Origin of the sequence: Natrinema sp. DC36 (genome assembly GCF_020405225.1) — an archaeon.
Taxonomy (GTDB): Archaea; Halobacteriota; Halobacteria; order Halobacteriales; family Natrialbaceae; genus Natrinema.
Window position 1 is genome coordinate 229,396 of record NZ_CP084472.1, and the last position, 16,300, is coordinate 245,695.

The window sequence follows — 16,300 nt, forward strand, 5'->3', positions numbered from 1 at the left end:
GGCCGTGGCCGCGAGTAACTGATTCTCTGTTGGACCTGATACACACTAAAAGCGACCCGCGGCATTTCGAAATAGCTACTGACGGGCAATTGTCGGTTAACGGCTGTTGCAACCGTCTTACCCGCTGTGTAACTATGACCGTGTGGTGCGTCTGTGATCATGCGTATCAGAGTGTCCTCGAGTCGGGCGCTGAGGACGCCCGACTTCCGCAGTTTAGTTCGTAGCCTGTGCTCCGTTGACCGAGTCGTCGTTTGCCTGATCCGGCCGACAGTCTTGTCGCTCAAGATATTCGTCAATCGCCTCGCGAATGATTTCTGAGCGGCTTACCGAATCGCCGGGTTCGCTACGCTCATAGGCTATCTCATCGACCTCCTCGATCATTTCGTCCGGGATGCTTACCCCTGGAGATGCCATCACCACCACGTTACCAGCCTACCAGCATAAATGTTTGGTAGCTCACCAGACTGTTTAACCACTAGCATTTATAGTACCAAGGTACCACACCACCACTATGGCAAATACTGGGATCACTGTTCCCGACGAGCTGCTCGAGGACTTCGACGACAAGGTCTTCGAGCTGAAGGCGGAGGGAGAGATCGATCGCGACGCTTCGAGGAGTGAGGTCATCCGTACTCTCATGGAGGAATGGGTAGAGGGAAACTCGAAATCCGATTCGACGGCGGCGATGGTGACAGCTGACTAATTTGCTTCTGTAGCCTCTCGCGGATTGAACTCAACAGGCACTTCTAACTCTTCGTCGGTCACTTCATACTGTTTCGCGTTTGTGTCTCCAGGCATCCTGATAAAATCGTAGTCTGCTATCTTCGTTGCCGTTCAGTACAGGTCGAGGACTTACCGCAGAAGCTGTGCCCGTCAGTCCACTCGCATAACTGCTAACTGAAACTGCTCGAACGATCGAATTACCTCAACGAACTCGCCAGGGTCAACTGGCTTTTTGAGGACTGCATCTTCGTCTGCATCATGATCAAGGTCACGGGACTCGATCAGGTCTTCCTTCATCCCGGTCAGGATGACCACTGGGACATGATCCAACTCGGGGTGGTGTTTGATTTCGTGTAAAACATCTTCACCATCCACCTTCGGCAGATTCAGATCGAGCAATACAATGTCTGGTCGAGGTGCGTCGTCGTACTCTCCACGTTGATAGATGAAGTCGAGTGCTGACTGGCCATCAGTGACGGCGTTGAGTGTGTTTTCGATGTTCCCGTCTGAGAAGGTTTCTTCGATGAGGCGAACGTCGCCAGGATTGTCTTCTACCAGCAGTATTACCGCCTCTGATGACCCGTTTCCCATGGTGTGGTGAATTGGATAACTCGATATAAGAGATTTGGTGAGATGCCTAATAGGTATAATTTCGAGTCTTCAACATCGACTGTTGTTTCCTATTATCGTTCAGTACGCACATGTACTGAACGGCAACTACACATGGTCAAATAGCGGTATTTTTCACACGGATCTGTGAGGTAAATGCTCTTGAACTGGACACGGTCCCCGAGGGGTGGGATTTTTACCCATTCACGATAAATAGTAACATGGCAATTGAGGCCTCGTTCACATCCACTGATGACGAGTTCCCCCTCGCGGAAGTCTTCGAGAAGTTCCCTAACTCCCAAGTGGAATTAGACCGCGTCGTTCCTACGAATCACGCAATAATTCCATACTTTTGGTTACAACTTGGCAACGACTCAGAGGTTTCTATGGATGGAATCAATCATCCCGGCCTCAACGATTTGAAAGTAGTTGATAAAGTTGGGGACGAGGCACTTATTCGGATTGAGTGGGATTTAGATTACGAGAGTGTCCTCAAAGCAATCCTCGAAACGGGTGTGTCACTCATATCAGCTATTGGGAAGGAGGATAAATGGACATTTGATGTCCGTGGTGAGGACCAGCAAGATATCTCGGATTTCCAATCATATTGCAATGAGTGTGATATTCCCCTTGAACTCGTCCAACTCCACGCGTTGTCCCCAATGCACTCGGGGAATGAGTACGACCTCACAGAGGCACAACGAGAAGCCTTGACACTCGCGTACGCTCGTGGCTACTTTGATTCTCCCCGGGATGTGTCCCAAGATGATGTCGCTGATGAACTTGGAATTACCCGCCAAGCATTCGCTTCGCGACTGCGACGGGGTATGAGACGGTTGGTTTCCAGTACTATTATCCATTCGTCGCCGGAATGATCATATAAAGGAGTTGCCTAAGCAAAAGCCATTTTCATCCGCCTTCCGCCCCTGTCTATGATGTGAACAGAGAAAATACCCCCGCCGAGAACCCCGTCGCTGGGACTCTGTCAACTGCTCCTAATGTCAAGCCATGTGATGAGGGGCGCTATCGTGTCGAATGCGATTTTGCTCTCGACGATCCGAGCCATGCTGTCGTCGCTGCAATCGGCACTCTCACCCAAACGGATCCACTAGAACTGGACCCATTGTATCAGGCTATCGACCCTGATGCTCTAAATCAGATGGTCTCCGCAACCCGAGAGGAGTGCCAAGTCTCTTTCGAATATGCCGACTTTGATGTAACAGTCGATAGTACCGGGGCCATTATCTTCGAACAGCCGACAGGGGAGAACGTGTGATTGCTGTGGTGAGAGAGTATGTTGAATGTATGAAGTGTGAGTTTGTTTTTATGGCCAATCGGAGTGCAGAACCAGAACCATATCACGGCACAGCATGTCCGAATTGTGACGAAGAGGAATTTGAATTTTTATGAAGAACGGAAATGTACATGAAACGTACATAGAGGCCCACGGTTTCTGAAATTTTGATGTCGGGCTCGAAATTTTATTGTCAATCACATGGACTCACTAATGATCTCCTCGCGATCAGTTCGCAGCCGTAGTGTCCAGTCGTTCCGAAGGGAGGAAGCTCCGAATAATTTGATCTAACCGAACAGATCAATTCACTTCTGTGGTCTCTCCCGGATCAAACCCGACAGGCGCTTCTAACTCTTCGTCGGTCGCTTCGTACACCTTCGCGTTCGTGTCTCCGGGCATCCTGATCAAATCGTAGTCGGCCATCTTGCTCAGGTAGTTCCATGCCTGCCGCCAACTCACCGGATCGTGGCCGCGACCTTCGAAGATCGCCTCTTTCTGCTTGCCGTAGACCTCGCGCATCTCACCACCGGAGATCGGCCCCAGAACACGGACGATCTCGTAGAGGCGCTGGTGGGGCAGCGGTAGACTCCGAAGGTTGTCCTTCCGTATCTTTTGCTTCGCCCGCCCGAACGCATCCGCGACGTCCTCGTCATGGAAGTAGTCGTGATTACGCTCGAGCGCCAGCTCTGCAGCGGAGAGCACGGTTTTAATCGCCCATCGAGCAACGCCGCCGGTCTCGTCGGCGATCCGCTCGAGGTGCCCATCCTGGGTCGGATCTCCAGTCAGGCCATGCTCGACGCGGGGCTCGAGGATATCCACGAGCTCGTCAGTACTGTACTTCCGATACTCGATCTGGGAGTCGCCGTGGAAGCGAGCGCGGAGATCGCGATCGATTCGGTTGAGCCACTCGACGTGCTGGTGCGTGATCGCGATGGTCGAGACGCCGTCGACGGAGAGCAGATCCTCGAGGACGTCCAGGTCGGGGATCACGTCGGCCTCGTCGAGCACGACGATAAACGGTCCATCGACGATCTTCTCGAGCATCGCAACGAGGTCCTCCCGTGGCTGGTTTCGATGGACCATCGTTCCCTTCGGATATTTCTCGATCGCCTCGTGAAGGATCCCGTTCCCCGTCTTGCCCGAGCACTCGATCAGTGCGGAGCTGACCGTGGACCGCTTGCGGAGATCGCGTAGCATCTGCCGAGCGGTCGCCGTCTTCCCGACACCGCTGGGGCCGTAGATCAGGATGTCGTTGGCACGTTCGCCGTGTTGGGCCGGCTCGAGTAAGCGAGAGAGCGAGTTTTTCTCCTCGTGCCGGTGGAGAATATCGGTCGGGTACTCGTCGTCGAAAACCCACTGCGATTCAATCATACCCTGGCAGTCTCACCTCTCCGACATAAGTGATGGAACCCGGTTTCCGATAGTTCCGATACAGGGGCTATCGGGTAATCCTGGTAGTACAACCGTCAGGAAAATGGTTTGTCGCTTCCGTTACTGATTCCGAAACTACTTTTGCCGATGTGATGCCGTCTGCAGTTTCGAGAGACCCCCTCTCAATAGACTCGGACCATTTCGATAACCATCCTAAAGCCGTAATGGGCGACGTTTCGAAACCTATTGTAAAGTAGGGCAAACATTCACAAGATTAATCAGATGATAATGAGAAGTAGCCTACCATGCAGGAACTCCCGCTAAATGCCCTCCAACAGGATGATTCTGATGGAAAGGCTGGCGGGAAAGACGATTGGGAGACTGGCTGGCGCTATGGAGAGCGCGTCATTGATGAGATGGTCGGTGACCAAGATACCGATTGGGGCGAATTAGAGCAGGAGGTTGAAAATGAGGCAAAGGAGCGGATTGAGTATCGAGAAAGCAAGGTGATAGGCGGCTCCTACCAGGATTCAGAAGCGCTTCGAGTGAAGGTAGATACTCTGCAACAAAGGGTAAGTACGCTGGAGGTCATAATAGAAAACGAGATGGCAAGCGACACAGCCACTATTGACGTAACCGAGTTCCGCACGTTTCTCGGCCTTTCGTCGCTGGCCAGTGTCGCGTTCCTCTTACTGTTTCTGATGATGTTCAGCGCGGACATTCTTCCAGTAGCCCTCGTTGCAGGGCTTACCGTCCTGCTCTTCCTTTCGGCGCTCGGGTTTGGGAGACTCTGGTATGATCTTAGCGGTTATTGAAGCCGTTGCCAACGCCTTCTTCATCCTTGAGGAGGAGAATCAGGAGCTATTCCAGAAGCTGAAAAACACGTTATTAGGTGGTATTCTCGGCTTTGTCACGATTGTAACGTTGCTGGTGACAGTTTATAAGGAACTCGTCCATTTCGTCTTGTATTCAGGGACAGTCCTGCTTGCGATATTCGTTCTCTTAGTATTCTATCGGTGTTGGGAATTTATCAAATATGAACTCAAAATACCAGGCCAATAGAAAACCGTACTACTCGCCGATCGCGACGCCGTCGGCGCACTCGAGGGCGACATCCTCGACGGGCTCGCACCCGGTCTCGCGCCATTGACAACCGTTCCACTCGAGCGTCACCCGTAGCCAGCCACCGTCTGACCGCGGCCGGAAGGATACCTTCCGCAGCGGGCCGCCGGTCGGCCGATAGCGGATGTCAACCGCATCGTCAGCCATCGTTGTCCTCTAGGAACTCGGCGATCGCCCGGCAGCGCTCGGCGACCTTCTCGTCGGTCAGCGGGCGCTCGAACGTGACCCTCATCTCGACCGTGTCACCGCTGGCCGCCATCACGCGGTCACCTCGTCCCAGACGCCGGCGCGCTTCGCGGCCTCGGAGTGTCCCTGCAGCCAGTCTCGGGCCTCCACCTTCGCGTCCGCGATCTCGTCGTCGCTCCAGGCGTCTTCCCAGTCGTCGACGACCTTGAGCAGATCCACGAGTGCGGCGGCGATGACCTCGTCAACGACGTCGTCGATGTGGTCGTTGATCTCTTCGGCTGCACCGAAGACGTCCAGCCGGCGGTCCTCGAGATCCTCGTCGGTCGAGAGTTCGTAGATGTCCTCCGCGACCGAGACGTACCGCTCGAGGTCGACCCCGTGATCATGGTGGCCCTGGACTGCCTCGTAGACGTTGTTGTGGCAGATCGTCGTGTCGAACGCGTTCGCACGCTTGTGGACGAGTTCGTTGAGTCGCTTCCGAGCCTGCATCACCGCTCACCCCCACCGTCGCCGCCGTCGGCACGGATCTCTGGGCCGGCGACCGCTTCGGCTTCGCAAGCGAACTGACGCTGGTGTTTGAGATCTTGTTGGGCCTGCTGTTCGCGGGCATCCGCGACTCGGGCCTGGAGTTCGCGCCGATCGACAACCTTCCCGCAGGAGTCGCATAGGCCGCGGGCATCGAGCGGTCGGAGTGCATCGCAGCGCTCGCAGCCGTTGGGATCTCTGCCAGCTATCATCGTTTACAGCACCTCCTCAAGGATGTCGTACGCCTGGTCAGCTGCCGAGACCGGTCGTTCGGCCCAGCCACTCTCATCGTCGTCGCCGACCTCCTGGTCAATGAACTGGATCCAGCGCCGGAGATCGTCACCGCCCTCGCCCATCGATCCGAGTAGGATGCCTTCCGTGTGCAGGATCGGGCCCCGCAGCGAGAACACCGGCACCGCACCGGAGTCGTCGCGGTCTGCTCGAGACTTCGTGACGACGATTCGCTCGAGTTTGCGGTCAACGTGGTGGTGACGGCCTTTCGTGTCTTCGCCGACGTAGCCGTAGTTCCAGCTACGTCGCTCGAGGACGACGTCGTCAATCTGTGCCTGTGCGTCAGTCGAAACGGTTTCATCCGTTGGGTGTTGTACGCTCATACGCTGGTTTCTCCAGCACGGTCGAGGGCGTTACAGCGCCCGACGGCCATTTCCTCAGCCGAACTCCCGTGCTCATCCTACAGTACGTCACTTGCGCATGTAAAGCTTGCGGTTGTCAATAGCGGTTGTAGGTAGACGACCGAAACATTTTCCCACGGTGCCATCAAACGTTGCACTTGTAAATGGCGGTGAGAAACCAGAGTGGTGTGACCCTCACACCCGACGACCTGAACGATCTCGACAAGCAAATTGTCGAGTACCTCGCTACAGAGGGCCGCGCGTCACCGACGCTGTTCATGCGCGCGGAAGATATCGACACCTCGAGACAGTGGGTCTCAAGTCGGTTCACGCGGCTGGCTGAACACGGCCACATCCGCGATCTCTACGACACCGGGATCTACGAGATCGTCAAGGATCCACGCGAGGAGGTGGACGATGAGTAGCGTCCAGGAGACCGACGGCGGCCGCAAGATCGACTGGCCTCGAGGCCACAGCCGAATCGACCCAGCCGACCGCGACTCCTACCCGGGCGACCTTTCGCCCACGCGGAAAGAGTCGTTCCAGTCGATCGTCGACGAGCTCGAACAGTGGGAAGCCACCGAGGGGAGTGTCCGGATCAAGACGGCCTCCCAGCACTACGTGGACAGACCGAACATCCCCCACCAGCACGACAAGCCCGACGACGTTGGTGTCGCGGCCTACTTCCGACGTGAGGGTGAGGCCGCCGATCACGAGTTCGCCGTCTCCTGTGACTGCTGGGAAACCCAGCGCGAGAACGCGCGGGCGATCGCACTCTGGGCCCGCCGCCAGCGCCTCGCCGAGCGCTGCGGTGTGCAGACTGCGGCCGATACAGTCGAGACTGCGCGGCTGCCTCCAGCAGACGAGGAGGCGATCGCGGCACCGCCGGCCTCGAGCGAAGACGAGTTCGACGAGGAGCCCCACGAGATCCTTGAGATCTCGCCAGACGCCTCCGACGACGTCGTCACAGCGGTCGCCCGCCGGAAGTCGGCGAACGTTCACCCCGACAGTGACGACCCCGACGAAGAGAAATTCGTCCGGATCCAGAAGGCGAAAGAGGCGATGCTGGACGATGACTGACGACCACGAACTAGACGGTCGCGAGGAAGCACTCGAGCGCCTCGAGGCTGCAGCTCGCGGTCGCTGGGGTGACGAGTGGTCGATCCGGGCGACGCACTTCTCTGATGGGACGACGCAGGCCTACGCCTACCGTTCGCGTGGCGTCGTCGACGACGATCGCGACGAGAAAACACTCGAGCAGGAGCGGCTCTATTCGGACGGCGACCGGACCGTGTTCCGACGGGTTCACCTCCATACGGAGGATATCGTCGACGTGCTCGAAGAGCGCGAGATTGAGTAGTGACTACCGCCACTCATGATGCACCCAGTCCAGTTCATCGCGATGCTTCTCGAGCCAGTCCTCGAGCCGATCTTCGTCCCCTTTCCAGAGCCACTCCCGAAACGGTAACTCCCCATCGCGATCGATTTCATTGACGCCAAGCCTGTTCTCGTGTCCGTCGAACCGGCGGGCGTAGATCACTGCCTCACGACCGCGATCGCGGATTGCAACGACGGTCCAAAAGACACCATCTCGTTTGCAGAGCGCCCGCACCATCGCCTCGACATCGCCGACCCGGAGTTCCAGCAGTCTCTGAGCGAGTTCGTATCGGAGGACTCGCTGTTTCCGAGCGTACTCGTGCATACCTAAAGAAGAGATCAGAACCGCCTTAGCGCTATCCGGGTCGGTTCCGATTCTTCCGTTAGTTCGGTGTCGCAATCCCTTCCACTGTGACCGTTGGCTCCTCATCGAATTCGACGCGGACCTGATACCCAGCATATCGGAATTCGATCCGGCCAGATCGCTCTGCCCCGCCCGTGGTCGTCGCGAAGAGATCGCCAAGGGCGTCAGTATCAATACTGTCGTGTAACGGCGGAAGATCTAAAGGATCTGTACCATCCTTTTGTGCAATACTGTCAATAATACAGACACAGATATCTGCTTTCCCAATCGAATTTCCTCCCATAGCCGGTTCTCTACGCGGTGGCATTAATATATGGTGGGTGTTTTATTTCTGGTGGTGATAATGCCTGGGGCTAACACCCCCTCAAATACCATCAGGGTTTTACACTTTGGAGTGTTACTTACTCACATGGTTTCTGTTGACAATACGCTAGATCTGTTACATAATGAGCGGCGGCGGTACACTTTGTACTATCTTCAGGAGCAGGATGGGGCGGTCCACATAGACGATGTAGTGGAAGCGGTTGCCGAGATGGAAGCAGATGCGGCGGAAACGAAATCTGATGGCGATCTGGAAGACATCGAACTATCACTGTACCACCACCACCTCCCAAAAACTCAGCCGCTCGAGTTTATCTACTACAACAAAGACGAGCAGACGATACAACTCACCGATGAGTCGACCAAATTCGACATGTTACTTACGGTTGCAAAGGTGTTAGAACAGCCAAATGACCAGTAACCCAAGCAGCTATACAATTCGGTTACCAAAAGATATGTCCGGGTTAGCGGTGCGAAAAAGAGACTCCCCTCCGCCAATATAAGAGCATGATGACTGAGACATATGAGGCAATCGTAGAGGAGATCCAATCACAGAATGATCGAAAGGTGGTCTTGCTTACTGTCAAACGGCCGGATCACCTCCCAAAACGATTCATGGGACTAACGACGAATAGAAGAATAAAACGACTGAACGACTTGACCGAGTCGCAGGGTGACGTGCCAGGTCACAAGATTGGACGGGTTCCGGCTCAGTACGATGAAGGCTGGAGGATTGTGTGGAACGAGATCGGGGAGTAGCGCTGCACTTTTACTGTCCACCTCCGTTCAGATCTCCCGATTGAGTGCCTCGTCCTGTAGACACAGCTGCTCAACTGTGTCCTAAACTTGCTTCTCGTCGCTAAAGCGAGCCTTAAGACCCGGGAGAACAGATGCACCTCTTCCCAACCGTGGGAGGGGAGGTTCCGATACTTTCGATATCATATTGAAAACGGAATGGGGGAGATGTGGGGTGCCTCCAGATGTGTGGGGGAAGGGGATCGGAGGCAATCTATTATTCATGGTGATGTCCATTAACTGTTTGTGTTAGTTCCAATTAGCCAATAAGTTGATAGCAGTATGGTCACAAAGAACAGATGGCGAGGAGAGAGGATTCAGTCGTTGCCTGACAGAATCCGTCCGCTACGAGACATACGGTCCCTCGTCTTCGAGATCGAACCACGTTCCGACGTGAAGTCAATAGCCAGATTGTCAAACTTGATCTCGGACCCACCCAAGTCGATACCCATTGACGTTGGATGGGGGCTCAACGCTGGCCTCTGGCCGGCGTTTCTGTGACGCGAGTGTTTCTATACGGAGCCGCGGCCAACGCCGGCGATGTCTCTCATCGATCGACAGAAAGACCTCCTGATCGCCGTCGCACTGACCGAGTTCAGCGTCCACTACGAAATTGGTGATCCCGAGCTCGCCGAGCACGCCTGGCAGCTCGCAGCGAGCCGCCTCGTCGATCGTGCCGTCAAGCCTGCCGAGGCCGTCAACGCATCTAAAACAGGTACTGAATAACATTATTCTGCGACATTCTTAACAGTGATGATGTTATACAGTAGCATAACGGAGGTGAGAATAATGATAGGAGCAATCATTTTCGGCGTGTTACTGCTCATGGCGGCGTATGCTGTACTCGGGGGAGCCGATAAGGTCCTGGGGCAACCACGCCGATCGAACGGGAACTACGGGAGATCTCGAACAACGCTGTTCGAAGATGTCCTAAAAGCTATCGGGGCCATTATCGTGATCCTGATGATCGCGATGGTGGTATAATCGCGATTGCGGAATATCTCTTTTATTGGCAGAGCAGAATGGCGAGTGTTTACGCCCGAAACACGTATCACGAAACTATCCAATTGGAAGGATATGAACCGAAGGAAGCTGCTGTTGGGGGGTGGAGTTGCATTCTCGACGATCCTCGCCGGCTGCTCGAGCGAGGCGTCCAACGAGAACCGGGATGAGGTCTACGCTGAGAAGACAGCTGACGCGGTCGACGAGGAATCCGCTACCAGCGTCGACAACTGGGAGATCAACGACGGGACGTTTCACCTCCACTTTACGCCGGCCGGCTCCAACGATCGCGCTCTCCAGATCGTCGCCGGCGCATACGCGGGTAACGTCGACAACGGGCTGGATCTCCCGCTCACCGGCTACGGCTACGAAGGCGAGGAGACGGTCCTTTATTTCCAGATCGAAGTCGACTGGGCTCAGCAGTTCATGGACGACGAGCTCTCCGAGTCTGAATATCTTGGCCGGATCCAAGAGACGATGGGGTAATACGGAGTCACACTCGCTCACTGTTGCGCTTCGTCCGGTCGTTGACCTCCTCGAGGAACTCATCTGCAGACTGCCCGTTCCCTAATTCGACAGAGGTCTCACTCTCTCCAGGGCTGATATCGTTCACCTGCCATGGCCCATCGCCGGGCAACCGGTCCGGATCGATCGCGTCGACGAGCGACCACTCCACCGAGTCGTGCGGGATGGTTACGCTCGCATCGACGATCGCGTCGCCGGTCTCCTCGACGGCGAAGAGGGCGACCTGATCACACATCTGCTTCGAGGCCAGCCCGGGGATATCTTCGATGAGCGTCTTCGCATCTGTCTCGTCAACGACGTCGCCCGCCGTGAACTCGCCTCGAGGCTTGACCTCGGCGTCGACCGAGACCGTCTGCCCATCCGAGAGCGAGCCACCTGACAACGCCTTGATCTGGGGCTGCCCGTCCTGTGTGGTGTATCTAATTCCGTAGTCGTCACCTCGAGAGTACTCCGTGCTGCCGTCGTAGATGGTTTCTTTCCCATCGACGATCCGAGTGTCGGGGAACGGAAGGTCGACCCATGAGCCGACCGTAACGGTCACCGACTGGCGCGTGATCTGCTGGGCCCCGCCGTAGACGACCGCCCGCTCGACGACGTCCTCGGTCTGGCGATCGATCGAGTAGTCCGCGATATCGGGATCGACGCTGGCCTCGCGCTGGCCCAGCTGGGTCACCTCGATCGTTATCCCGCCATCCTCCCAGCGAGCTTCGGACACAAAATTCCCGATACCGAAGACTTCGCGCATTACCTGGATCAGCTTGCCATCGAACGAACGATTCGTCAGAACTGGAGTGCTATCGAGCGTCGCCTCGAGAGTGAGCGAGTCCAGTGCTTGGGGTTCATAGCCGTATCGTGGTGTGGCGTCGCGAGCGCTCAGCGTGTCGTCGTAACCGACCGAGACGCGGCCGCGGGCAGTCGTCGCGAGCTCCGAGTACGTAATCGAGTGGCTGGTCGTATCTGTCGCCGTGTTCCACGTCTCGGTCCCGTTCTCGCCGAGGGCGAGTTCGGGAGCGGCTTGGCCGTCGGCCATCGTCACTTCGAGGGAGAGGTCCGAGATCGCGAGTGGCGTCGTGATCACCTCGAGGTCGATCGGGATGGTCTCGGCGTACTCCGTCGGCGAGTCGAGGTGGCCGCCGGGCTCGTGGACGTCGTTGTCGAATGCCGACCTATCGTGATAGCGCTTATCGAAGATGACGGCGACGTCGATCGGATAGTTGTCGCTGCCGCTGCTGACGATATCGACGAGGAGGTTCGTGCTGGTGCCGTCGTAGCTGTAGTCTGACGGGAGGAACGCGCCCACTTCGAACCAGCCCGGGGACGACCTCGAGGACGGTGAGTAGGTGTCGGTCAGCAGTGTCCCGCCGAACTCGAACGAAAGCGTCGGCGGGTCGCTCCCGATGAGACCCACGCGGACCGCGACCCCGACCTCTCCAGAGGGAATGGTGTAGTCCAACCCGTCGAACGAGACCACCGTCGCTGCCTCGCCAGCTTCCCCGCCGACGTACTGGTCGTCCGCGTTGCCCCCCGAGAGGACGACGACCTCGCAGGTCTGGAGGGGGTTGATCCGGCCGTCGTCGGTGAACTCGAGAGGGATCGTGTCGTCGGCGAGCGCATCACGGACGGCCTCGGCGACGGCCTGATTGAGCTCGAGGTTGGTGTCGGCCGTCTGGAGTGTGGTTGGCTCCTGGTCGGCCTGCGGGTCGTCGACAGTGTAGTTGTAATCGGTATAGGTGTCGAGAAGATACCTGACGAACTCGTGGGTCGGCTGGATGTCGACATCCTCGACGACGCGGTCATCAAGTTGCGTCCCGCCACGTCCCTCAAGGACAGTCTGCTTCGAGCCCGATCCCTCCTCAAGGCTGCGATGCTCGAGGACCTCGATCGGTTCGCGATCGCCGTCGTTCCAGACCCGCAGCGGCGCGTCGTCAAATGCCTCGGCGTGCCAGCGATCGCGGAACGGGACGGGAATCTCGACACGCGGATAGCCGTTGATCGTCGGCCGGCGGACGGCGCCGTCCAGGACCTGCGGTGTGAGTGGCGTCCCGCTCGGGTGGTCGACCTCAGCGTGCCAGCCTCGCGGCGGGACAGTGTGCTGTTTGAGCCCAATCGAGTCGGTGGTCGTCGACGCCGACTCACTGTCGGCATACTGCCACTGAGTGAGTGTTCGGACCTCGTAATCGTACTCCCGATCGGGTGCAACCGAGTCGTCGACGAACGAATTCAAGTCAGAGCCAACGGAACCGACCAGCCGGCCCTGTCCGTCGTAGTCGTAGTCGGCCCGCCGCCGGAAGATCTGGTGGCTCCCGCGGAAGTCATTGTTGATGGACCAGGAGAGGCCCACCGAGGTCTCCGCGATTGCGTCGAACGTGATCGAATCCGACGCGATAAGCTTCGTGATCTCCTCAGCGGCCATCCACTCTCCTGTCACGAATTCAGTCTGGACTCGCACCCGAACCGAATATTGCTCGCCTCCGAGGATGTTCGCGATCGTATGTTCGAGTGTACCATTAAACGGTACCGTCGTCTCGAGCTCGTATGGTGGATGATCGCCACTCGGATCGTCGTCGCGGAGCTCGAGGCGGTACTCTCCGTTGTTCAGATCAGCGTTCCACGCTGCCGTGATCTCCTCTGCAACGCTTGCGTCCAGCGAAAGCGAGTCGATGTCCGGAACGTCGGTTGTGAACGTGACGGGCATGGCTATTGGTCCTCTCTGACTGTGGTAGTCGCGGTAAACGTCTCGACAGTCGCATCGTACTGCTGACCATCGAGGAGTTCAGTTGTCTTGTAGCGGATCGGCGAAAGCGGTGCGGCCCACTCTGGGGATCCTTTCACCGACCCATCATTCCCATTTCCAGAGGTATCCGTGACAATTGCGGATGGCGGACCATCATTCATTCCAAGATGAAGGAGCGGAGATGGGCCATCCGGCATTATTCCTTCACTGAAAGCGTCTATCTCTTCGTCGGTTAGGGAATAGGGGAAGACGGCTACTCGTTCAACCGCTCCATCGAGGGATTTGCTATCTACATTGTCTTCAGAGATTCCGATGGCGTATCCGCCGGTGGATGAGATATCCGTGGTGCTGGTATCAGAATCCCGCACCAATCCATCACCATATAATTCTCTTAAACCATCGGTTCTTCTTGTTGCTACTGTAATTACTTCACCTTCAGGAGCAGAACCCCATCCAATTCCTCCAGTTCCACCAGCACTATCCCATGCTTTTATCCCTCCACCCCCTGCGTATATATTAAATGAATATACATTACTACCGTTGTCTCTGAATACAGATGAGCCAATATTAGCACCATCCCGATTAAGATCGTCCCATCGAGCGACTGCAACGATTGTATAATCGCCAGTCCCGATAGAGGACCAGTCACCCGGTCCAGTAACTTCACTTCCATCTCCGGGGAACTCAAGCGCGTACTGCGGTTCGATATCGGTTCCATCCTGACTGTATGACCCGTCAGACGGCTTCTTGAGGAGGGTCCGATACCCGTTTTTGTTATTCGATGGGTCCGTGAACGAGAGCGTGGCTGAACGTCCAGAGATATCATCGACTGCGACCCCCTCGACTGGCGGGAGTGGCAACCGGTCCGAACTGACACCCGCTGAAGGGTCAGACGACCCGATCGAGTTGCTCGCGATCACTCGGTAGTCATAGCGTTCATCATCGAGTTTCGACTGATCGTCGTCGGTGAACGTCGTCGTGGGGTAAGCGACTGTCCCCACCTCAGTCCAGTTACCTGAACCGAATGGGGAGCGTTCGACGATCGCGGAGTCAGCGTTGCTTGTGAACTCCCACTCGATTACGACCGTCCGAATACCGTCAACAGTCGCCGAGACGTTTGTCGGAGCAGTTGGCTGCGATACCCCCCACGTCGCGGACTGTGAGCCACCCCACGTCGCCGGCTGCGATCCGCCCCACGTAAATTCGGTCATTGGTTGTTAGTTGAGAGAGTCTCCGAAAGTGAAGACGTGTCCATTTTCGCCAGCGTTCCCGCTCTGTCCACCCGTCCCGTCCTCCCCACCGGAGTATACACCGGATCCGCCGGAGCCGCCACCCCCACCGTCCCCGCCCGTCACATCGATGGCTGAACTCGAAGCGTTGAGGGCACCGGTGACCGTGATCACCGTCCCGCCGCCTCCACCACCGCCTCCACCGCCGCCTCCTCCACCGCCTCCACCGCCGTAACTGCCACCTCCATCACCGCCATCGCCGCCGGAATTTGCGTCAGTACCACGAGCCAAAACGTCGCCATTGATGACGATTTCTGGAGACGCTAATAAGACCACACCTCCGCCGTCACCTCCTGCTCCACCATCTGTGCCTGAACCCCCGCTTTCGGAACTGTAGTTATTTTCATCCGAGCCTCCGGAACCTCCCCCACCTCCACCTCCCGCACCTGCTCCACCGCCTCCAGCTAAAACGGAGAGTCCCAAAATATCGTCAAACGAACCAACATACGGAACGGTGATATCAGCACTGATATTGCTGGTAGCCGTTGTGTTCGAGGTCCCTCCGCCTCCGTTACCGCCAGTACCTCCCTCGTTGGGATCTACACCTCCGGCACCACCGCTACCGCCGCCAGCGGCACCACCGGAAGCGAACCATCGCCCCGCCTCACCGGTAGCGCCATCATCGCCGGAGCTGCCGTCATTCCCGTCCATATTGTTAGATCCGACTCCAGCTCCACCCGATCCACCTGAACCTCCAGCGCCCCCGGATGCGCCAACGCCAGTCGCGGTGAGAGTTCCATTGATCTCGATCCTGTCTGAAGCGAAGATGACTACAACGCCATCTGCCGGATCTGCCTCGACGGTCACACCGCCGTTGATAGTGTACGTCGTGGCCGACACGACTCCGCTCTCAGTCGTATTACTGCTCCGGGTTATTGCACCGTCACGCCCATCGCCGTACATCGGTGGTTGAAACGCCGTTGGCGGACTGCCTTGCAACCGATCCGCATTGAGCCCCGACCCCTGTCCTTGGGCCAGTGGGATACGTCGGCTCGAGATATCGCTGCTCGAGATATCGCTCACCCCCGCGCCGATCCAAACCTCCGCGAGCGGGATGAACGTGCCGCTGGGGATGGGGACCGTCGGTAATCCGGTCCGCGTTCCCTGCTCGTTCGACGGACTGGCTGCAGCGGGAGAGCCGCCGAGCGTCTGGACCGCCCCAGTGCCGTCCAGATAGACCAGCGCCTTTCGCGGGTTGTCTGGGTCAGAACTGGGAAGGGAGACCCCGGAGGCGTTGCTCACGGCCTTTGCCGGCCCACCGAGACGAGCCTCTGCCGAGATCGTCACGTCGACCGCGAGGTTGCTACTGCCGGGATCGACACTCGCGCCATCGGGATCGAGCAGATGGTAGCCGTTGAGTGCCATCTGGTACTGCACGATGTCGAGTAACTGTGCGCCGTCTGCGATGCTGGGATTGAATGTCATTGGAGT

24 protein-coding genes are annotated in these 16,300 nt (G+C 57.1%); 12 read left to right on the forward strand and 12 right to left on the reverse strand.

The window, feature by feature from the left end; all coding sequences use genetic code 11:
• Positions 1–213 precede the first annotated feature (213 nt).
• Positions 214–414: a ribbon-helix-helix protein, CopG family gene (locus LDH74_RS01190; RefSeq protein ID WP_226040814.1), complete on the reverse strand. Its 201-nt coding sequence runs from the start codon at positions 412–414 to the stop codon at positions 214–216.
• Between the two features lie 97 nt (positions 415–511).
• Here LDH74_RS01190 and LDH74_RS01195 point away from each other — a divergent pair, with 97 nt between their 5' ends.
• On the forward strand, positions 512–703 hold the full coding sequence (locus LDH74_RS01195) for a ribbon-helix-helix domain-containing protein (protein WP_226040815.1): 192 nt from the start codon (positions 512–514) through the stop codon (positions 701–703).
• A 170-nt stretch (positions 704–873) separates the two neighbouring features.
• Here the strand turns inward: LDH74_RS01195 and LDH74_RS01200 are convergent, their stop codons facing one another.
• Positions 874–1,314, reverse strand: coding sequence for a response regulator (locus tag LDH74_RS01200; protein ID WP_226040816.1), 441 nt, complete (start codon positions 1,312–1,314; stop codon positions 874–876).
• Positions 1,315–1,553: 239 nt separating this feature from the next.
• Here LDH74_RS01200 and LDH74_RS01205 point away from each other — a divergent pair, with 239 nt between their 5' ends.
• Complete coding sequence (locus LDH74_RS01205) at positions 1,554–2,207, forward strand: helix-turn-helix domain-containing protein (RefSeq protein ID WP_226040817.1); 654 nt, start codon at positions 1,554–1,556, stop codon at positions 2,205–2,207.
• 62 nt (positions 2,208–2,269) lie between these two features.
• A complete protein-coding gene (locus tag LDH74_RS01210) occupies positions 2,270–2,608 on the forward strand; it encodes a HalOD1 output domain-containing protein (protein WP_226040818.1) in 339 nt (112 codons plus the stop codon).
• A gap of 318 nt (positions 2,609–2,926) precedes the next feature.
• Here LDH74_RS01210 and LDH74_RS01215 read toward each other — a convergent pair whose 3' ends face one another.
• Positions 2,927–3,997 carry an AAA family ATPase gene (locus LDH74_RS01215; protein ID WP_226040819.1) on the reverse strand — a complete coding sequence of 357 codons (1,071 nt, stop codon included), beginning with the start codon at positions 3,995–3,997 and terminating at the stop codon, positions 2,927–2,929.
• A gap of 305 nt (positions 3,998–4,302) precedes the next feature.
• Here LDH74_RS01215 and LDH74_RS01220 point away from each other — a divergent pair, with 305 nt between their 5' ends.
• Together LDH74_RS01220 and LDH74_RS01225 are read left to right on the forward strand one after the other, a co-directional pair.
• Positions 4,303–4,812: a hypothetical protein gene (locus tag LDH74_RS01220; RefSeq protein WP_226040820.1), complete on the forward strand. Its 510-nt coding sequence runs from the start codon at positions 4,303–4,305 to the stop codon at positions 4,810–4,812.
• Complete coding sequence (locus LDH74_RS01225; protein WP_226040821.1) at positions 4,793–5,059, forward strand: hypothetical protein; 267 nt, start codon at positions 4,793–4,795, stop codon at positions 5,057–5,059. Before LDH74_RS01220 ends, LDH74_RS01225 begins: the two co-directional genes overlap by 20 nt.
• 9 nt (positions 5,060–5,068) lie before the next feature.
• Here the strand turns inward: LDH74_RS01225 and LDH74_RS01230 are convergent, their stop codons facing one another.
• The 4 genes from LDH74_RS01230 to LDH74_RS01245 all read right to left on the reverse strand — a co-directional run bounded on the left by LDH74_RS01230 (position 5,069) and on the right by LDH74_RS01245 (position 6,444).
• The gene (locus LDH74_RS01230) at positions 5,069–5,266 is read right to left on the reverse strand and encodes a hypothetical protein (RefSeq protein ID WP_226040822.1); all 198 of its coding nucleotides are present in this window, start codon (positions 5,264–5,266) and stop codon (positions 5,069–5,071) included.
• 111 nt (positions 5,267–5,377) lie between these two features.
• Positions 5,378–5,794: a hypothetical protein gene (locus tag LDH74_RS01235; protein WP_226040823.1), complete on the reverse strand. Its 417-nt coding sequence runs from the start codon at positions 5,792–5,794 to the stop codon at positions 5,378–5,380.
• Positions 5,794–6,042 carry a hypothetical protein gene (locus LDH74_RS01240; protein ID WP_226040824.1) on the reverse strand — a complete coding sequence of 83 codons (249 nt, stop codon included), beginning with the start codon at positions 6,040–6,042 and terminating at the stop codon, positions 5,794–5,796. The genes LDH74_RS01235 and LDH74_RS01240 overlap by 1 nt, the downstream gene beginning before the upstream one ends.
• 3 nt (positions 6,043–6,045) lie before the next feature.
• The gene (locus LDH74_RS01245; RefSeq protein WP_226040825.1) at positions 6,046–6,444 is read right to left on the reverse strand and encodes a hypothetical protein; all 399 of its coding nucleotides are present in this window, start codon (positions 6,442–6,444) and stop codon (positions 6,046–6,048) included.
• A gap of 182 nt (positions 6,445–6,626) precedes the next feature.
• Here LDH74_RS01245 and LDH74_RS01250 point away from each other — a divergent pair, with 182 nt between their 5' ends.
• The 3 genes from LDH74_RS01250 to LDH74_RS01260 are packed head-to-tail and all read left to right on the forward strand — an operon-like array spanning position 6,627 to position 7,822.
• Positions 6,627–6,887 (forward strand): hypothetical protein, encoded by a 261-nt coding sequence (locus tag LDH74_RS01250; RefSeq protein WP_226040826.1) that lies wholly within the window; start codon positions 6,627–6,629, stop codon positions 6,885–6,887.
• Positions 6,880–7,542, forward strand: a complete 663-nt coding sequence (locus LDH74_RS01255) for a J domain-containing protein (protein WP_226040827.1) — start codon at positions 6,880–6,882, stop codon at positions 7,540–7,542. The genes LDH74_RS01250 and LDH74_RS01255 overlap by 8 nt, the downstream gene beginning before the upstream one ends.
• Positions 7,535–7,822, forward strand: coding sequence for a hypothetical protein (locus tag LDH74_RS01260; RefSeq protein WP_226040828.1), 288 nt, complete (start codon positions 7,535–7,537; stop codon positions 7,820–7,822). Before LDH74_RS01255 ends, LDH74_RS01260 begins: the two co-directional genes overlap by 8 nt.
• Before the next feature lie 3 nt (positions 7,823–7,825).
• On the opposite strand, the gene LDH74_RS01265 is transcribed toward LDH74_RS01260, so the two are convergent.
• Positions 7,826–8,164 carry a hypothetical protein gene (locus tag LDH74_RS01265; protein WP_226040829.1) on the reverse strand — a complete coding sequence of 113 codons (339 nt, stop codon included), beginning with the start codon at positions 8,162–8,164 and terminating at the stop codon, positions 7,826–7,828.
• A gap of 58 nt (positions 8,165–8,222) precedes the next feature.
• Positions 8,223–8,486, reverse strand: coding sequence for a HalOD1 output domain-containing protein (locus LDH74_RS01270; RefSeq protein WP_226040830.1), 264 nt, complete (start codon positions 8,484–8,486; stop codon positions 8,223–8,225).
• Between the two features lie 126 nt (positions 8,487–8,612).
• Between LDH74_RS01270 and LDH74_RS01275 the strand changes: the two genes are divergently transcribed.
• The 4 genes from LDH74_RS01275 to LDH74_RS01290 all read left to right on the forward strand — a co-directional run bounded on the left by LDH74_RS01275 (position 8,613) and on the right by LDH74_RS01290 (position 10,807).
• Entirely contained in the window at positions 8,613–8,945 is a 333-nt protein-coding gene (locus LDH74_RS01275) for a hypothetical protein (RefSeq protein ID WP_226040831.1), read from the forward strand.
• Between the two features lie 914 nt (positions 8,946–9,859).
• Complete coding sequence (locus tag LDH74_RS01280; RefSeq protein WP_226040832.1) at positions 9,860–10,045, forward strand: hypothetical protein; 186 nt, start codon at positions 9,860–9,862, stop codon at positions 10,043–10,045.
• Positions 10,046–10,108: 63 nt separating this feature from the next.
• Positions 10,109–10,303, forward strand: a complete 195-nt coding sequence (locus tag LDH74_RS01285) for a hypothetical protein (protein ID WP_226040833.1) — start codon at positions 10,109–10,111, stop codon at positions 10,301–10,303.
• Between the two features lie 93 nt (positions 10,304–10,396).
• Positions 10,397–10,807 (forward strand): hypothetical protein, encoded by a 411-nt coding sequence (locus LDH74_RS01290; protein ID WP_226040834.1) that lies wholly within the window; start codon positions 10,397–10,399, stop codon positions 10,805–10,807.
• A gap of 7 nt (positions 10,808–10,814) precedes the next feature.
• Here the strand turns inward: LDH74_RS01290 and LDH74_RS01295 are convergent, their stop codons facing one another.
• Genes LDH74_RS01295 through LDH74_RS26620 form a run of 3 tightly spaced genes read right to left on the reverse strand, consistent with a single transcriptional unit; the run spans position 10,815 to position 16,294 of the window.
• The gene (locus LDH74_RS01295; protein WP_226040835.1) at positions 10,815–13,541 is read right to left on the reverse strand and encodes a hypothetical protein; all 2,727 of its coding nucleotides are present in this window, start codon (positions 13,539–13,541) and stop codon (positions 10,815–10,817) included.
• Positions 13,542–13,543: 2 nt separating this feature from the next.
• Positions 13,544–14,791 (reverse strand): LamG-like jellyroll fold domain-containing protein, encoded by a 1,248-nt coding sequence (locus tag LDH74_RS01300; protein WP_226040836.1) that lies wholly within the window; start codon positions 14,789–14,791, stop codon positions 13,544–13,546.
• A gap of 6 nt (positions 14,792–14,797) precedes the next feature.
• Positions 14,798–16,294, reverse strand: a complete 1,497-nt coding sequence (locus LDH74_RS26620; RefSeq protein ID WP_305082470.1) for a hypothetical protein — start codon at positions 16,292–16,294, stop codon at positions 14,798–14,800.
• Positions 16,295–16,300 lie beyond the last annotated feature (6 nt).

Bases quoted from the DNA above. Each gene is read 5' to 3' on its own strand.
- LDH74_RS01190 (WP_226040814.1), bottom strand. From the start codon at position 414: ATGGCATCTCCAGGGGTAAGCATCCCGGACGAAATGATCGAGGAGGTC.
- LDH74_RS01195 (WP_226040815.1), top strand. From the start codon at position 512: ATGGCAAATACTGGGATCACTGTTCCCGACGAGCTGCTCGAGGACTTC.
- LDH74_RS01200 (WP_226040816.1), bottom strand. From the start codon at position 1,314: ATGGGAAACGGGTCATCAGAGGCGGTAATACTGCTGGTAGAAGACAAT.
- LDH74_RS01205 (WP_226040817.1), top strand. From the start codon at position 1,554: ATGGCAATTGAGGCCTCGTTCACATCCACTGATGACGAGTTCCCCCTC.
- LDH74_RS01215 (WP_226040819.1), bottom strand. From the start codon at position 3,997: ATGATTGAATCGCAGTGGGTTTTCGACGACGAGTACCCGACCGATATT.
- LDH74_RS01220 (WP_226040820.1), top strand. From the start codon at position 4,303: ATGCAGGAACTCCCGCTAAATGCCCTCCAACAGGATGATTCTGATGGA.
- LDH74_RS01225 (WP_226040821.1), top strand. From the start codon at position 4,793: ATGATCTTAGCGGTTATTGAAGCCGTTGCCAACGCCTTCTTCATCCTT.
- LDH74_RS01230 (WP_226040822.1), bottom strand. From the start codon at position 5,266: ATGGCTGACGATGCGGTTGACATCCGCTATCGGCCGACCGGCGGCCCG.
- LDH74_RS01235 (WP_226040823.1), bottom strand. From the start codon at position 5,794: ATGCAGGCTCGGAAGCGACTCAACGAACTCGTCCACAAGCGTGCGAAC.
- LDH74_RS01240 (WP_226040824.1), bottom strand. From the start codon at position 6,042: ATGATAGCTGGCAGAGATCCCAACGGCTGCGAGCGCTGCGATGCACTC.
- LDH74_RS01245 (WP_226040825.1), bottom strand. From the start codon at position 6,444: ATGAGCGTACAACACCCAACGGATGAAACCGTTTCGACTGACGCACAG.
- LDH74_RS01250 (WP_226040826.1), top strand. From the start codon at position 6,627: ATGGCGGTGAGAAACCAGAGTGGTGTGACCCTCACACCCGACGACCTG.
- LDH74_RS01255 (WP_226040827.1), top strand. From the start codon at position 6,880: ATGAGTAGCGTCCAGGAGACCGACGGCGGCCGCAAGATCGACTGGCCT.
- LDH74_RS01260 (WP_226040828.1), top strand. From the start codon at position 7,535: ATGACTGACGACCACGAACTAGACGGTCGCGAGGAAGCACTCGAGCGC.
- LDH74_RS01265 (WP_226040829.1), bottom strand. From the start codon at position 8,164: ATGCACGAGTACGCTCGGAAACAGCGAGTCCTCCGATACGAACTCGCT.
- LDH74_RS01270 (WP_226040830.1), bottom strand. From the start codon at position 8,486: ATGGGAGGAAATTCGATTGGGAAAGCAGATATCTGTGTCTGTATTATT.
- LDH74_RS01275 (WP_226040831.1), top strand. From the start codon at position 8,613: ATGGTTTCTGTTGACAATACGCTAGATCTGTTACATAATGAGCGGCGG.
- LDH74_RS01280 (WP_226040832.1), top strand. From the start codon at position 9,860: ATGTCTCTCATCGATCGACAGAAAGACCTCCTGATCGCCGTCGCACTG.
- LDH74_RS01285 (WP_226040833.1), top strand. From the start codon at position 10,109: ATGATAGGAGCAATCATTTTCGGCGTGTTACTGCTCATGGCGGCGTAT.
- LDH74_RS01290 (WP_226040834.1), top strand. From the start codon at position 10,397: ATGAACCGAAGGAAGCTGCTGTTGGGGGGTGGAGTTGCATTCTCGACG.
- LDH74_RS01295 (WP_226040835.1), bottom strand. From the start codon at position 13,541: ATGCCCGTCACGTTCACAACCGACGTTCCGGACATCGACTCGCTTTCG.
- LDH74_RS01300 (WP_226040836.1), bottom strand. From the start codon at position 14,791: ATGACCGAATTTACGTGGGGCGGATCGCAGCCGGCGACGTGGGGTGGC.
- LDH74_RS26620 (WP_305082470.1), bottom strand. From the start codon at position 16,294: ATGACATTCAATCCCAGCATCGCAGACGGCGCACAGTTACTCGACATC.